12 protein-coding genes are annotated in these 17087 nt (G+C 29.5%); 5 read left to right on the forward strand and 7 right to left on the reverse strand.

The genetic code is table 11. From position 1 onward, the window contains the following. Positions 1-31: 31 nt before the first annotated feature. The 5 genes from ABY863_RS00410 to ABY863_RS00430 form a co-directional block, all read right to left on the reverse strand. On the reverse strand, positions 32-3148 hold the full coding sequence (locus ABY863_RS00410; RefSeq protein ID WP_372792196.1) for a PAS domain S-box protein: 3117 nt from the start codon (positions 3146-3148) through the stop codon (positions 32-34). A 14-nt stretch (positions 3149-3162) separates the two neighbouring features. After that, positions 3163-3591 carry a response regulator gene (locus tag ABY863_RS00415; protein ID WP_372792198.1) on the reverse strand — a complete coding sequence of 143 codons (429 nt, stop codon included), beginning with the start codon at positions 3589-3591 and terminating at the stop codon, positions 3163-3165. Positions 3592-3602: 11 nt separating this feature from the next. After that, positions 3603-6074 (reverse strand): PAS domain S-box protein, encoded by a 2472-nt coding sequence (locus ABY863_RS00420; RefSeq protein WP_372792200.1) that lies wholly within the window; start codon positions 6072-6074, stop codon positions 3603-3605. 37 nt (positions 6075-6111) lie between these two features. Then, a complete protein-coding gene (locus tag ABY863_RS00425; protein ID WP_372792202.1) occupies positions 6112-7227 on the reverse strand; it encodes a PocR ligand-binding domain-containing protein in 1116 nt (371 codons plus the stop codon). Between the two features lie 74 nt (positions 7228-7301). Further along, a complete protein-coding gene (locus ABY863_RS00430) occupies positions 7302-8276 on the reverse strand; it encodes a PAS domain-containing protein (RefSeq protein ID WP_372792204.1) in 975 nt (324 codons plus the stop codon). Positions 8277-8700: 424 nt separating this feature from the next. Here ABY863_RS00430 and ABY863_RS00435 point away from each other — a divergent pair, with 424 nt between their 5' ends. Then, positions 8701-9381, forward strand: a complete 681-nt coding sequence (locus tag ABY863_RS00435; RefSeq protein WP_372792206.1) for a tetratricopeptide repeat protein — start codon at positions 8701-8703, stop codon at positions 9379-9381. A 28-nt stretch (positions 9382-9409) separates the two neighbouring features. Here ABY863_RS00435 and uvrA read toward each other — a convergent pair whose 3' ends face one another. After that, on the reverse strand, positions 9410-12193 hold the full coding sequence (gene uvrA, locus ABY863_RS00440; RefSeq protein ID WP_372792208.1) for an excinuclease ABC subunit UvrA: 2784 nt from the start codon (positions 12191-12193) through the stop codon (positions 9410-9412). Between the two features lie 271 nt (positions 12194-12464). Here uvrA and ABY863_RS00445 point away from each other — a divergent pair, with 271 nt between their 5' ends. Then, a complete protein-coding gene (locus ABY863_RS00445; RefSeq protein WP_372792210.1) occupies positions 12465-13049 on the forward strand; it encodes an RNA polymerase sigma factor in 585 nt (194 codons plus the stop codon). 236 nt (positions 13050-13285) lie between these two features. Here ABY863_RS00445 and nth read toward each other — a convergent pair whose 3' ends face one another. Next, a complete protein-coding gene (nth, locus tag ABY863_RS00450; RefSeq protein WP_372792212.1) occupies positions 13286-13921 on the reverse strand; it encodes an endonuclease III in 636 nt (211 codons plus the stop codon). 142 nt (positions 13922-14063) lie between these two features. Here nth and bcp point away from each other — a divergent pair, with 142 nt between their 5' ends. The 3 genes from bcp to ABY863_RS00465 form a co-directional block, all read left to right on the forward strand. After that, on the forward strand, positions 14064-14516 hold the full coding sequence (gene bcp / locus ABY863_RS00455) for a thioredoxin-dependent thiol peroxidase (protein WP_372792214.1): 453 nt from the start codon (positions 14064-14066) through the stop codon (positions 14514-14516). A 232-nt stretch (positions 14517-14748) separates the two neighbouring features. Continuing rightward, on the forward strand, positions 14749-15141 hold the full coding sequence (locus ABY863_RS00460) for an HU family DNA-binding protein (protein ID WP_372792216.1): 393 nt from the start codon (positions 14749-14751) through the stop codon (positions 15139-15141). A 177-nt stretch (positions 15142-15318) separates the two neighbouring features. Further along, the coding region (locus tag ABY863_RS00465) for an endonuclease (protein ID WP_372792218.1) at positions 15319-17087 on the forward strand (1769 nt) is incomplete at its 3' end.

Genomic DNA, 17087 nt, shown 5'->3' on the forward strand with positions numbered 1-17087 from the left:
ATGAATTTATTTAAATGGTTATTAATAGGTTTTAGAAACTTCTTTGGTAAGGAATTGTAAAATAAAATTCACTTCCTATTTCTTCTTCTGAAATTAACCCAATAGTACCTTCTAACATTTCTACATACGATTTTGAAATGGCAAGCCCTAATCCAGAACCTTCATACACTAATTTATCTTCAATATCTGCCTGAACAAAACGATCAAAAATGTGTGGTTGTCTATCTTTTGGTATCCCAATTCCAGTATCCTTTACATAAAATTCAAAGAAATTGTCACTTTTACAACAACCTATCTCAACACTTCCACTTGGTGTAAATTTTATAGCGTTTTTAATAAGATTAGTCATAATAGAAATTACTTTTTGTTCATCTGACAGTAATAAATATTCATCTTCTGTTAAGTTATTTTGTATTGATAAATGCAATCCCTTTTTAGAAGCTTCAGTTTCAAAAAAACTAAAAAGGTCCTCTAATTTTTCTTTCAAATTAAAGGTTGATTTAGACACATTCATTAAACCTGCTTCAATTTTAGAAATGTCCATAATATCATTAATCGTTGTCAACATACGTTTTCCACTTTTTTCTATGATATTGATATATTTTTGTTGTTTTTCTGAACTTAAATCTGGAGATTTTAACAGATCTGAAAAACCTAAAATACCATTCATTGGTGTTCTAATTTCATGACTCATATTAGCTAAAAAGGCCGATTTTAATCGGTCGCTTTCTTTTGCTTTTTCTAGTGCTTTTAGCAACGCCTCTTCATATTGTTTACGCTCTATGGAAATACTAATTTGATGCGAAATAATTTCTAACATTTCTTTATCTTTCTCTGTATAAACATTCGTATTTTTATAAGTCTGTATTACCAAAGCGCCTGTTACTTTTCCTTTTATTTTAAGTGGAACGCCAAGCCAAGCTTCTGAAATATCACCAACTAGTTCTATCAACTTATCTCTATCTAATTTTTTTAAGTCTGTGTTACTTAACAGTAAAGATTTACCTTGTTTAATAAGGTAACCTGTTACTGTTTTTTCAGCAGGAAAATAGGATAAATCATCCTTTTCATCTTCATAATAAGGCAAATGAATAGTGTCATTTTCTTCATTATATAACGCTACAAAGAAATTTTTTGTATCTACTAAACGACCTAATTCTTTTTGTATAAATTTAAGTAATGTTGGTAAGTCTACCTCAGTTTGCGAAGCATTTGAAATGTTTAAAATTATTTTTTGAATTATTTCTGCTCTTTTTCGATCTGAAATATCCGTTACAAAGGCCATGCTGCGATTTTCCAAAAGAGTTACAATATTTAAACTGGCGAAAAATTCTAAACCGTTTTTTCTTTTCAATAAAAATTCACCATAATAACTCCCTTTTTCTTGACTCTCTTGAAGTATTTCAGATCCTCTTGAAACCTCTTTTGTTGAAATAAGATCTTCAATGGTAAGCGATAATAATTCATCTTTAGCGTACCCAGTCATTTTACAGGCAGCTTCATTTACTTCTAAATATTGACCTTCGAAATTGGTGATAAAAATTCCTTCTGGTGCATTTGTTACATACAAACGATGTTTTTCTTCACTTTCTTTTAAAGCTTTATCGGCAAGTTTGCGCTGAGTAATATCACGTTGTATTCCAATAAACCCACTAATTTTTCCATTTTCATCAATAATAGGGTTGGCAGAGGCCTCAATATCAATTAGTTTTCCATCTTTACATTTGTTAATGAATTGAAAAGAGTCAATACTTTTCTTTTGTTGAATATTTTTCCAGAAATTGGTATAAATTTCTTCCGGATGAGTTCCGCTTTTTAAAATTCTTGGAGTTTCTTTTCCAACAATTTCATCAGGTGTATAACCGTATTTTTCAGTAAAAACGGGATTGATATAGGTTATAACACCTTCAACATCAGTCATAAAAATAATATCACTTGAGTTATTGATGGCTTTATTTAATTTAAGTAATGTTTCAACCTGTTGTTTAAATACGGTAATATCTCTGTTATTACCACGTTGTCCTAAATAATTTTTATCATCATCATATACAGGTCTGCAAAAATGGCTAATCCATTTAATAGATCCGTCTAATGTTTTTATTTTAAACTCAATAGGGTCGTGTAATTCTGATATATTTTTAGAAAAATGTTCAGCAACCAATGTTTTATATTCGGGAAGGGCAATATCTCTTAATAAGTCTTTATTTTTTACAAAATCTAGGGGTTTATATCCTGTAGTTTGTTCACAAATTGGAGAGTTATAAATATATTCTCTATGTTGATCTACCCAATATTCCCATTCAGACGAATAATCGGCTAACAAACGGAATTTTAGTTCACTTTGTTTTAAAGCGTGTTGTTGACGTTCTAATTCTCTATGCTGATAGGAACTCATTATAACAGAAGGCAAATGCAATAAATATTGTTCTTTTTTAACTACATAATCATCTGCACCAATTTTAAGGGCTTTAGCTGCTATAGTTTCATCTCCTTGACCCGTTACAATTACAATGGGTATAAATAATTTTCGTTCTTGACGAATTATTTTGATTATTTCTAAGGCGTTTAAGCCTGGTAATTTGTAATCAAGTAAAATCAAATCATATTCACACGGCAAACTTCTGTTTTTCGGCAAAATACCCAAAGCAATATCCCCATCTGAAACGTTTTTTATATGAATATGGGGAGCGTGTTTTTTTAAATAATGATTGGTTAATTCTACATCAGCCTTATGATGTTCTATATATAGAACATTTAATATTTTCTTGTATTTAAGTGTTTGGACTAATGTAAATTCTATTTGTTCAGGTAATAGTTTTTCATAACCTAGTTTTTTTGAAATATAATCATTAGCGCCTAATTTTAAAGCAGTTGCAACTACTTCTTCTGATCCTTTACTCGTGTAAATAATGATAGGAGTTTGAAAATCTTTGTTTCTCAACTCAGTTAACAATTCCATTCCGTTGCCATCAGGTAATTTTAAGTCAAAAATAGCGATGTCAAAAACTGAATCATCAGTAAATAGCGCTCTAGCCTCTGATAATCTTCTTACCACTTTTAAGTCTACATCTGGCCATTTTTTTTTGAGCTCTCTGCTTACCAAGTCAGCATCAAAAGAATTATCTTCTAGCAACAATATTTTTTTCATTCTCTAAAAATTATTTAAGGCAATTTATTTAACACATTCCAGTACAATTCTATTTGAACTGCCACTTTTAAAAAATTATCAAAATTTACTGGTTTCACAATATACGAATTTACTCCTAATTTATACGCTGCCTCAATATCAGAATTTTCTGCTGATGAAGTGAGTACAACAATAGGAATTGTTTTATAAATTGGATGTTCTTTCATTGTTTTTAAAACTTCTAAACCATCAACTTTAGGCAATTTTAAATCAAGCAAAATAACTACTGGGGTAGCTGTACCGTCTTCCCATTTTTTAATATATTTTAATGCTTCTTCTCCATCACGAGCAACTTCAATAGGATTTACTAAATTGCTGCTTTTAAATGCGCGTATCGTTAAATCAACATCAATGGGATTATCTTCTACTAATAAAATTGGATTGTTTTCTAATTGATTTTTCATAAGATAAAAATTTATTTTTTAAATTCTAAATAAAAACAGGTTCCTTTACCTAATTCACTTTCTGCCCAAATTCTTCCATTCATTCTATGCATTGCTTTTTCTACCATTGCTAAACCAATTCCAGTTCCTTCATATTCTTCAGGTAAATGTAGACGTTGGAATATTTTAAAGATTCTATCATGGTATTTCATATCAAAACCAACTCCGTTGTCTCTAACAAATATAAGCCAATGTGTTGAATTCTCGCTAGTTCCGATCTCAATTTGTGGATTTTTACCTTTACTTGAAAATTTTAGAGCATTATCTAATAAATTACGAAGCACTAATTTTAATCCATTAGTATCAGCCAAGAGCATAAAATTTTCAGAGAATGAAGTTTTAATTTGAATATTTGATTTTTTAATTTCACTTGATAAAAGTATCAAAAGGTCATTTATTAATGGCTGCAGTACTATATTTCTAATTTCAAATTCTTGTCGTTCCAAGCGAGAATAAGACAGTAAATCTTCAATTAAAATATTCATTTGTAAGGTTCCTGCCCGAATATTTTTTAAAAATTCTTGTGCTTCTTCATTCAAATCGTTTTTATACAGATCTAGTAAAAGTTTACTGTATCCATCAATTCCTCTTAATGGGGCTTTTAAATCATGTGATACAGAATAGGTAAAGGTTTCCATTTCAGCATTAATGTTTGCTAATTTTATATTAACGTTATTTAATGCTGTAGTTTGCATATTTAAATCATCAACCAAATTTAACAAAGCACCTTCACTAAGTTCTATTTTATGGGTGCGTTCTTTAACCAATTCTTCTAAATGGAAGCGATAATTTTTAAGTTCAAGTTCTGTTTTTTTACGATCGTCAATATCTCTAGTAGTTGCTAAGAAACGGTATTCATCATCAATCTTAATATATGCGATACTTACTTCGCCCCAAAATAGGTGCCCATCTTTATGTTTACAATGCCACTCAAAGGTTTGTTTACCTTCTGTTTTAGATTTTAAAAGCCATTGTATTGCTTCTTTTTCAGTATAAGATTCTGTATTTGCACTAAAATGTTCAGTGGTTTTTCCTATAACTTCACTTTTTTCATAACCAAACATAGTGCACATTTGTTTATTAACATCTAAAATTTTACCTGTTTCAGTATCATGAATAAAAATACCATCTGTAGAGGAATCAAATATGGTTTGAACATAATTTTTATTATTTTCAAGGGATTTTTCTATTTTTTTACGGGCCGTGATATCGTAAATAAAGGCCACATAAACTTCTTTTTCATTAAAATTAGAAAGTGTAATTTGTATATCAATAGGATAAACAGTATTGTTTTTTCGATGATAATTGGACTCAAATTGAATTTTTTCAGTTCGTTTTTGCTCTAAGGGCGCTACTAAATTCAAAAATTTCTCACGGTTTGTATTAGCCAATATATCAAGAAATGTTATATTTTGTAATTCACTAATTGAATAGCCACAATTTAGCATTGCTCCTTTATTTGCATGTACAAATTGTAAATTGTCTTTTAAGAAAATATAAATCTCATTGTTAGATTGATCAATAATATTTCCAAATTGTTTTACAAGCTCTTCAGTTTGTATAATATCCTTGCCAATTGACTTTAATTCTCGAATATAGATTTGATCAAAAGGTGGTTGATTGTTATTTTTAGATAGTGGGTTTTTAATAATGTTAACTAGTTTATCGAATTGATTTTGGATAAATTTGGCTGCATAATTTGATAAAAACAACAATATTAGAAGCATTGGAATAAAAACACCAATACTTATTATTAGACGATTATATAATTTGTTATTTAACTCTTTTTCCATTAACATAATCTCATTATCAAGATTGTCTAAATAGTCACCTGCACCTAAAATCCATTCCCATTGGTCAAATCCCATAATATATGACATTTTTGGATATGGTTTAGGATCATCTATTTTCATAAATTCATATTGAAAAGAGCCTCCTTCAGGAAGTTTAGCTAAATTCATTTCGGTTTCATATAAATTGATACCACTTGGTAGATTTAAATCAGACATCTTTTTGGGTTCTTCTAATTTTTTACCGTTAAAAAGTAATGCATTTCCATTGTATGTATTCACAAAAACATAGCCATCATTTCCAAAACGTATGCTTTCAAAGTACCGCAATACCTTTTCTTTTAATTGTTCTTGAGAATACCTAATAGAATCTTGTTGCGTAAATTTTAAATAGGTTATAAGATGCGAGACTTCTTCTTTTAATTCTCCTTTTTGATATTCTAGGGCTTTTTCTTTTAGTAAATTAATTTCCTTTTGAACGCTATTAATTTCTAATTTCACCTGTACCGAAGTAGTTATAAGGATAGCTAAAATTGAAGATGAAAGAATTAGAATAAGTGAAAACTGATAAACACTTAACCCCTTTTTTTTAAATAGGTTAAAGAAATAAGACAATAAATTATTTGCTGATATAAGTGTGTTTAATTTTTTCATTTTTTAATTTGTTGATAAATAGCGATGTTAAAATATTTTAGAAATTATTATTTTCTTTCATTTTTTTAATTTCTTTTTTAAGCTCTGCCATTCTTATTTCTCGCCCTACAAAAACTTTATTCAATTTGTCTAACTTTTTGTTTTTTTCTTCTAGTTCTAAAGTTCTTTTTTTTATTATTTCTTCTAAGTTTTTTCGGTAATTTGTAAGTTCTTTTTCAGCTTTTTTTCGCTCTGTGATATCGTGAATAGCTACCACTGCACCAAGTGAATTTCCATCGGCATCAATTATTCTTTGTCCGTTGGTAATAAAGGTTTTTGCTTTTTCGTTTTTGGGAATAATTGTTATTTCAGCATCTTTTACAATACCCTCTTTTAATGCCCTGAATAAAGGTACATCTTCATTTTGCATAAGTGTTATTCCATCGGGATAGTATAAATTATAGTGTTTTGCCCATTTATTTGCAGGAATTGATTGTTTTGGCAATCCATGAAACTCCACTGTTGCATTATTAAATCGGGTAAGAATTCCATTTTCATCACAGGAAACGATTCCTTCAGAAAGACTATTGAAAACTGCCTCAAGATATTTTTTTTCTTCTAATAATAATATTTCTGATTGTTTTCGTTCCATTTTTTGCTTTGTAATATCACAAAATAGCAAAGTCATATTCAGCATAAAGTCCATAGCGTTTTTTGCTTCTTCTTCCGACACAATAGGTACTTTTTGAAGCGCATTCATGTAAGTTTCCTCATCAAAACCACACTCATTGGCCTGATTACGAAAAAAATCTAAATCGGGTTCATCAAAAAGGAATTGTCCAGTAAAAAGATTACCTAAATGTTCACTGTCAATTATAATGGGAACTGCCACATCTACCAAGCCGTTTAAACATTTATAGGAATGATATTTCTCACCTTCGGCCATTTGTCTGGAAAGGATGGTATCACTCAGGATACATTTTTTGCAGCTTTTTGGATTCACGCGATGAAAATCAGTACAGATTTCCCTCCACCCAGATTTTGAAAGAACATTCCCTTCAAGATCAAGTATTGCAGTAAGAAAGCCTGTAGTTTTATGGAATAAATCTAATAGTATATTAATCCTTTCGGAATCAATTAAATCTTGTAGTTTATATTTCATATTGTTATTCATCTTAAGCTTATTTAAGTGAAAATAAATTCATTTACTAAGAAATTTAGGAACTCATTAAATGAATTACTTTTTATTTAACTATTTCCTTTTAATTTTTCAATTTCTTCTTTTAATTCTACCATTCTTAATTCGCGACCCACAAATAGTTTGTTTAAACTGCTTAGTTTTTCGTTTTTTTCTTCCAGTTCTTTTGTGCGTTTTTGCACTAGGTCTTCTAAATTTAATCGATAATCTTTTAACTCTTTTTCAGTTCTTTTTCGTTCGGTAATATCAACTGCTGCAGACACTAAGAATTTTTCTTGGATAGCTTCATCATTGAAAATAGAGGAGGATATTTCTGCTGAAAAAGTGGAACCATCTTTTCGTTTTAAGGTGTATGAAAGTCCGTGAGAGGTTCCTTCTTTTAGAATTTTAGCAATGTCTTTTTGCGCGCGTTCCACTTCAAAATCAGGGAAGAGCAAGCTGCTTGGTTGCCCTATCAACTCTTCTTTAGCAGTATAGCCGTGCATAGCAAGTAAACTGTGGTTACAATCTATAATTATACCTTTACTATCCACTAAATTAACAGCAAAAGTAATCGTTTCAAAGATAGAGTCTAATTTTTTTTGACTTTCCTTAAGCAACTTTTCTGTTGTTTTAAGTTCATGATAGGCTTCTTTAATTTCGGAAGTTTGTTTGTTAACAATTTGGGCTATTTTATTATTTTCTTCTATTTCTAAAGGTAACCACCTTTTAATCAGTAATATTAAAATGATGATGGCGGTTATCAAATTTAAAATTTTTGGAAATATTACAATCTGTGGTTGTGATAAATTGTTATAAACAGCTATGGGGAAGTACCCTGAGAGGGATGTAAACCAAGAGCCAAAATAAACACTTTCAAATAGTGACCTAAAGGCATCTAACGCCAAAATTATTAGCAATAATTTTAATAATTTAAAGGATCTTAAATTATTAATTTTATGAATGTAAAAGATAAATATAACTCCCCAAATAATAGCTATACACCAGTAAATAATTGGTGTTAATAAGTTAAAAAATCTTTCCATAAATATTATATTGCAAAGTATTGCTTTAGTTTAATTTATTAAATATACAATTTAATTTAACCCATAAACAATAAACAAAAAATAAATAGCTGATGATCAATTGAATCAAAATCTATAAAACGTCAGAAAAAGTGGGTTTATTTAGATAATTTTATAGAGCGTATTTATCACAGAACATAGTGTGTTTATAGGTTGATTAATTGGTTTTTAAGCATTTGTTTTATAGTGTTTTACATTGTGTGGGGTTCGTTTAAAATACAAATTTTGTGATAATAATTATAATAAATTTAGGTAACATTAATACTTGAAAATCAGAATGACTCTTTAATTTATAAAGAATTTGTTTTATTATTTTTAAGATATTTTTATGCTTCTGGGATAAATAATTTATATATTTTTATGCCTTAAAACAAAATTAAAAAGAATGAAAAACCTAATCTATATTTTAACTTTTATAATTACAACAACTGTAATAGCTCAAAATGCAACTCCTTTAGATGTTAAAAAGCAACAATTAAAACAAGCTTTAGCTTATGGTGATGATGCCGTTGCGGCTGCAAACATGTATGCTATTATAAGTATAGAAGGTCCACAAAGTACTTATAAAGATAGTTTGGCATATTTGTATTTTAATGCTAGAAATTATTCTTCTTGTTTTTTAGTAACGAATGATATTTTAAAAAATAATTCAAATAATTTAGAATTATTGGAAATGCAGGCTATTTCATTAGAATCATTAGGAGTCTATGGTAAAGCAGCTGAAGTATATGAAACTTTATTAACGAAGACTAATAATAATTACCACGCTTATAAATTGGCAGGGTTACAACTGGCTTTAAATAAATTTGAAGCGGCAAATGCTACCATTAAAAAAGCGAATCAATTACCTGATGATGGTAAAATAGAAGTTACTTTTCAAGTAAATAAAAACTACAATGAGAATGTTAATTTAAAGGCAGCGATTGCTTATGTTGAAGGTATTATAGCATTGAATTTAAAAAAGAATGCTGAAGCAAAGCTAAGTTTTGAACGTGCCATAAAATTATTTCCTGATTTTGTATTGGCAAAGGGAAAATTAGAAGCGTTAAACGCCATAAAAGAATAAAGGTAAACCAGAAAATAACTTCAGAAAATTATTTAAGTTTCTCAGCTAAATAAGGTGCCGTATAGGATTCAGAGCATTTTATGAGTTCTTCTGGTGTTCCTTGAAAAATAAGTTCACCACCTAATTTACCACCTTCTTTACCTAAATCTATAATATAATCTGCACATTTAATTAATTCAATATTATGTTCTATTACAATAATTGAGTGTCCGTTAGTAATTAAAGCATTAAATGATTTCAATAATTTTTTAATATCATGGAAATGTAGTCCAGTTGTAGGTTCATCAAAAATAAATAACGATTTACTTTGTCGAGTTCCTTTTACCAAAAAGGAAGCTAATTTAATACGTTGTGCCTCACCACCAGAAAGGGTAGAAGATGATTGCCCTAAGGTAACATATCCTAAACCAACATCTTGTAGTGGTTGTAGTTTTTTTGCTATTTTAGTTTCTTCATAGTTATTAAAAAATAAAATAGCATCATCAATAGTACAATTCAAAATGTCATTTATAGATTTATCATGAAATTTAACTTCCAAAACTTCTTTTTTAAATCGTTTTCCTTTACATGTTTCACATTCTAAATGCACATCGGCCATAAATTGCATTTCTATGGTAACTTCACCCTCTCCTTTACAAACTTCGCATCTGCCACCTTCAACATTAAATGAAAAATGTTTTGCTTGGTAATTTCTAATTTTAGATAACTTTTCTGAAGCAAATAATGTTCTAATATCATCATATGCTTTAATATAAGTTACTGGATTTGACCTGCTTGAACGTCCAATAGGATTTTGATTGATGAATTCAATGTGTTCAATAGTTGAAATATTCCCTTTAATTTCAGTGTACTGACCCACTTTTTCGCCAAAACCACTTAGTTGTTTTTGAATTGCAGGATACAATATTTTACTAACTAAGGTGCTTTTTCCACTTCCTGAAACTCCTGTTACAACGGTTAAACTATTTAAAGGAAATGAAACATTTATATTTTTTAAATTATGTTCTCTAGCGCCAATAACTTCAATTATATTTTTAGATTTTCTACGGTTTTTAGGAACTTCAATAGTTAGTTCGTTGTTTAAGTATTTTGCCGTTAAAGAATCTGATTTTAAAATTTCTTCGAAAGTACCTTCAGCAACAATTTCACCACCAAAAGTTCCTGCTTCAGGACCAATATCAATAATCATATCAGCAGCTTTCATAATATCTTCATCGTGCTCAACTACAATTACGGTATTTCCCAAATCACGTAAATCTTTTAAAACTTTTATTAAGCGTTCGGTATCTTTTGGATGTAAACCAATGCTTGGCTCATCTAAAATATACATAGAACCAACCAAACTACTACCTAAAGAAGTTGCTAAATTAATTCGCTGACTTTCACCACCTGACAATGTGTTTGAGGTTCTGTTTAAGGTAAGATATGTTAACCCAACATTATTTAAAAATTGGAGTCTGTTATTAATTTCAATTAATAAACGTTTCGCAATATTTTGGTCGTTAACGGTTAATTTTAAATTTTTAAAGAAGTCAATTAACTCATTTAAAGGCAAATCAACCAATTCACTAATATTTTTGTCTTGTATTTTAATATTATTCGCTTCTTCACGCAATCTTTTACCATTACAAGTAGTACATTTTGTCTTTCCGCGGTAACGAGAAAGCATGACTCTATATTGAATTTTATAACTTTTTTCTTCTAAATGTTTAAAAAAGGAATGCAATCCTTCAAATGTATTATTTCCATTCCAAATAAGTTGTTTTTGTTTTTCGGTAAGTTGAAACCAAGGTTTATGAATAGGAATATCAAAGGTGTAAGCATTATTGATAAGATTGTTTTTATAATCTTGAAATGAATCTGATTTCCACGGTAAAATAGCATCTTCATAAATAGATAATGAAGTATTTGGAATCACTAAATCTTCATCAATACCAATTACATTCCCGTAACCTTCACAAGTTGGACAAGCACCATACGGATTGTTAAAGCTAAATAAATGTGTATTTGGTTCTAAAAACTGAATGCCATCTAATTCAAACTTATTGTTAAAAGTAGTTTGTAAACCAGTTTTTATAGCTTCAATAATACATTCGCCTTTTCCTTCAAAAAATGCAGTTTGAATAGCATCACCCAAACGGTTATAAAAATCTTCGTCATCTTTTACAATAACCCGATCAATAACCAAGTAAAAATCGTGTTCAATTTCTGTTGAAATGTCTTCAATTCTAAGAACTTCATCTTTATATTTTATTCTGGAATATCCTTGTTGTGCTAAAATTTTTAATGTTTGTAAAACGCTTCTTTCATCAGGAATATGAACAGGAGAAAGCAACAGTAACTTGGTGTTTATTTCTAAAGTTTTAATATAATTTAAAACATCAGTTACGGTTTGTTTTTTTACTTCTTCACCAGAAATAGGAGAGTAGGTTTTACCAATTCTGGCAAATAATAACTTTAAATAATCATAAATTTCTGTTGAAGTACCTACAGTAGAGCGCGGATTGGTAGAATTTACTTTTTGCTCAATTGCAATGGCAGGAGCAATTCCTTTAATATAATCTACCTTTGGTTTGTTTAATCTTCCTAAGAATTGACGCGCATAAGAAGACAAACTTTCAACATAGCGACGTTGCCCTTCTGCAAACAGCGTATCAAAAGCTAAGCTAGATTTTCCTGATCCTGAAAGCCCTGTTATTACCACCAATTTGTTTCTAGGAATAGCAACATCAATATTTTTTAAATTATGAAGTCTGGCACCTTTTATAAGGATGTTTTCTTTCGGATTTAATGTTGCAATATTTTTAGTCATTTTGATTAAAAAAGTGAATAATTGCAAAGATAACTACAATAAATGAAAATTAATGTATTGCGTTCATGTAAAAAATGAGATAAAAACGAAATTGTAGCTAATAGTTAGAATTACAAATTTTATGTTAATACTTTGGGTAAAATTTGTAATTCTAATAAAAATAACGCATATTTGGCACTAATTAAACCCAAACTTACGCCTATAACACACAATTACTTTTTATAAAATTTTAAAAATACAGTTACATTTAAACCCTAATGTATTTAAAGTTATGGAAAGTAAACACACTACTGATGGCGTATTAGTCAGCAATTATATTCAAGGAAATGAGAGATCTTTAGAGATTTTAATTATACGTCATAAACAACGAATTTTTAGTTTTGTTTTATCCAAAGTTCAGGATAAAGAGATAGCAGAAGATATTTTTCAAGATACTTTTATTAAAGTTATAAATACTTTAAAAAGAGGTAAATACAATGAAGAAGGTAAATTTTTACCTTGGGTGATGCGTATAGCTCATAACTTAGTTATTGATCATTTTAGACGCAATAAAAGATTGCCTAAATTTAATAATACGGATGAATTTGATATTTTTGATGTACTAAGTGATGAAATGTTATCTGTTGAAAATCAAATAATTAGAGAGCAAATTTTAAATGATGTTCGCAATTTAGTTGAAGAGTTACCAGAAGATCAAAAAGAAGTTTTATTGATGCGTATGTATAGAGATATGAGCTTTAAAGAGATTTCAGAAAATACAGATGTAAGTATTAATACAGCACTTGGAAGAATGCGCTATGCATTAATAAATTTGAGAAAATTAATTGAAAAACATCAAATTATTTTAGTAAATTAAAAAATAAATATAATATAAGAGAAATTTTATCGTTATAAGTATTATAAACCAGATATTTATGATGAAACTTTACTCTCAAAAGACTCCCATGATGGAGCAACCTAGGAAAGAAATAATTCAATATTTGATTAGCTACTCGAAACAAATGCGAGTAGTTAAAACCAACAAAAGCGACTATATTGAATTACATTTGAATTAATGTTCTTTAAACCCACTTTAAACCGAAGTGGGTTTTTTTATTTTAAAAAAGATTTTCTTCCTATTGTTTTAGTAATTACGTCCTTTTCTATATCCCAACCTCGAGCAGGTGAATATTCTCGTCCATAAAAAATAATTTGAAGGTGTAATTTATTCCATAATTCTTCAGGAAATAAGCGTTTGGCGTCTTTTTCTGTTTGGGTCACATTTTTCCCATTGGTTAAATTCCATCTGTACATTAATCTGTGAATATGGGTATCAACAGGAAATGCTGGTACACCAAATGCCTGACTCATAACTACACTTGCAGTTTTATGGCCAACGGATGGTAATTCTTCTAAATATTTGAAACTTTGTGGAACCTTACCATCGTGTTTTTCAATTAATATTTTTGACAATCCATATATACCTTTAGATTTCATAGGTGATAAACCAGCAGGTTTAATAATTTCTCTAATTTCTTCAACTGAAAGCTTTATCATATCATAAGGATTGTCTGCTTTTGCAAACAGAATAGGAGTTATTTTATTAACCCCTTTATCGGTGCTTTGAGCAGATAATAGCACTGCAATTAACAAGGTGTAAGGGTCTTTATGTATTAATGGAATAGGTGTTTCAGGATATATATTTTCAAGGGTGTCAATTACAAATTGTACTTTTTCTTTTTTGGTCATACTTCTAAATAAATTAAAAAGTTAAAAGTACAAAGTTTATTCTTTTGTAAAAGGTTCATGAACTAATTGTTTTTATTTATGGATTTAACTTTTTAACTTTCACCCTTTAAAATTGACAACTAAGAACTTAAAACAAAAAATAATGACAAGATTAAAAGAAGGAGATTTAGCACCAAATTTTGAAGCTTTAGACCAACAAGGAAATACTATTAAACTTTCAGATTATAAAGGTAAAAAATTAGTATTGTTTTTTTACCCTAAGGCAAGCACACCAGGTTGCACCATGGAAGCATGTAATTTACGAGACAATTACCAAACTTTTTTAGCAAAAGGGTACGATGTTTTGGGTGTAAGTGCAGATTCAGCTAAACGTCAACAAAATTTTATAACTAAAAATGAATTGCCTTTTCCATTATTGGCTGATGAAGATAAAACAGTGATAAACGCTTTTGGTGTTTGGGGACCTAAGAAATTTATGGGAAGAGAATTTGATGGAATCCATAGAGTTACTTTTGTAATTGATGAAAATGGCATTATTGAGGATGTAATATCAAAGGTTAAAACGAAAGAACATACAAGTCAGCTATTGAAGTAATTAATTTAATAGGACGATTTTATAGCATTACTAAGTAGTTTATAAAAATTGCTAAGTAATTCACATAGATGATCTAGATATTCTATGTAAAACATCTAGATCTTATTAAGTACACATCTAGATGTTATCACCAATCTCTTTATTAGAATAAGTTTTCTATTAAGCAAGTTGTAATAACTACTAAACAAATTAAAAATTTTAAACAGTATAAAAATTTAATCTTATTATAAAAATGGTATTACCACTAAAAATTGTGAAGAAAAGAGACCCTAGAGATGTAACTAAACCAGTTAAATATTACGTTCCTATCAAAGCCATTTACATAATAGATTTTGAAGATTTAGTGAGAATAATATCAGAGCAATGTACCGCTACTGTGGGAGATTGTTATCTTGTTTTAAAGGCTTTAGAGCACGATATTAAAGATGCATTAAGCTTTGGCAAAATAGTACGATTAGGAACTTTAGGAAGTTTTCAAATTAGTATTAGTTCTCATGGTGCAGATACTAAAGAAGCTTTAAGTATAACATCTGTGAAACAAGGAAGGATATTATTTAGACCTGATAAACGTGTTAAATCTTTTTTAAAAGGATTAAAGTTTATGAAAGTAGGTTTTAAGGAATAGTTTTTAAGGATATGTGTTTTTGTAATTAGCTATTTTACATACCATTAAAAGGCATATTTAACACAGAATTAATCTATAAAATGCTTGATTAAGTTTGTTAACAGTATGTTAATATCTTTATGTTACTATATACTGTAAATCTTGATAGCTTTACTCCCCTTAAATAAATTTTTATATATGAAAAACTTTTACTTTAAGAAGCAGTTATTTTTTTTAGCTGTTTCAATTTTTTTTACCTCTTTTGGCTATAGTCAAGTACAATCGTATTACAACGATGTAAATTTAACTTTAACAGGAACAGCTTTAAAAGATGAATTAGCTACAAAAATTATTAGTACACACACCAAATTTTTATCCTATGATGGGGCTAGAGAAGCGTTGAAAATTGTAGATTTAGAACCAGGTTCTTCAACACATGTTTTGCTTTTATATGGTTTTAGTAATAACACATGTCCTTCAAGTACAGGAGATGATAATGATCATAGACTTAGAGATAAAAATAGTTTTGGAGGAGGTTCATCATGTGAATGGAATAGAGAGCATACGTATGCTAAATCTTTAGGATCTCCAAATTTGGGTACTTCAGGACCTGGGTCTGATGCACATCATTTAAGAGCAAGTGATGTACAACGAAATAGTAACAGAGGTAGTCTTAAATTTGTAAATGGCTCAGGTAATTCAGGATCAACAGGAAGTGGATGGTATCCTGGTGATGAATGGAAAGGAGATGTAGCTAGAATGATGATGTATATGTATCTTCGTTATGGTAATCAATGCTATCCTTCTGGTGTTGCTATAGGAAACACAAATTCAATCGACTCAAATATGATTGATTTATTATTAGATTGGAATGCACAAGATCCAGTTTCAACGTATGAAGATGTTAGAAATACGTATTTATCAAATACCTCAAATACTTATGGTCAAGGAAACAGAAATCCGTTTATTGACAATCCGAATTTAGCAACTCAAATTTGGGGAGGAACCGTTGCAGAGGATAGATGGAATACAACGCCTGATACAGAAGATCCAACTGCACCAACATTTTTAGTGGCTTCAAATGTAACGAATACAACAGTAGAATTAAATTGGGTAGCATCAACGGATAATACAGCGGTGGTTTCTTATGCTATTTATGTAAATGGTTTAGCATATAGTACATCAACTACTAATTCAGTAACACTTTCAGGCTTAGCACTAAATACACTATATAATATTACGGTATATGCACTAGACGCTGTAGGAAATACATCAGTAGTAAGTAATACTGAAACTATTACAACAACCAATATTATAGATGCCGAAATTCCTTCAACTCCAACAAATTTGGTTTCGTCAGAAACAACACAAACAGAAACATTATTAACTTGGACACCTTCAACAGATAATATGGGAGTTTCTGAATATCAGATATTTAGTGGTGTAACTCAAATTGGAACAACCACAAGCATCCCTTATACAGTTACAGGTTTAATAGCAAATACAACCTACACTTTTACAGTGAAAGCAGTAGATGCAGCAGGTAATATTTCTTTGGAAAGCAACTCAGAGACTCTTACAACATTAGAAGATATAATTATTACACCTTCAACAGGTGATAGTATCGTTTTTCAAGGTTATGAAGGTGCATTAAATGACACATGGACATACACACAATCACTTGCTTTATGTAATAATAATGGTGATGTTTGGGATATTGTTTCTAGTTTAGGCTCTATAAGTGCTCCTAAAACAGGAGCAAGCTTTTTTGGAGTTCAAGATTTAGAAGGGAATTGTGGAACTTCAGCAGGAGGGACTATTTCTTTTGATACCGTAGATATTTCAGTATATACAGATGTAAATCTTTCATTTGCAATGAATGTTGATGGTTTTGACGTTTCAAATGGGGATATAATTACGTATGAAATTTTTCATGACAATGTTTCACAAGGCGTTGTTACAGTTAC

The organism is Lutibacter sp. (assembly GCF_041562875.1).
Lineage (GTDB): Bacteria > Bacteroidota > Bacteroidia > Flavobacteriales > Flavobacteriaceae > Lutibacter.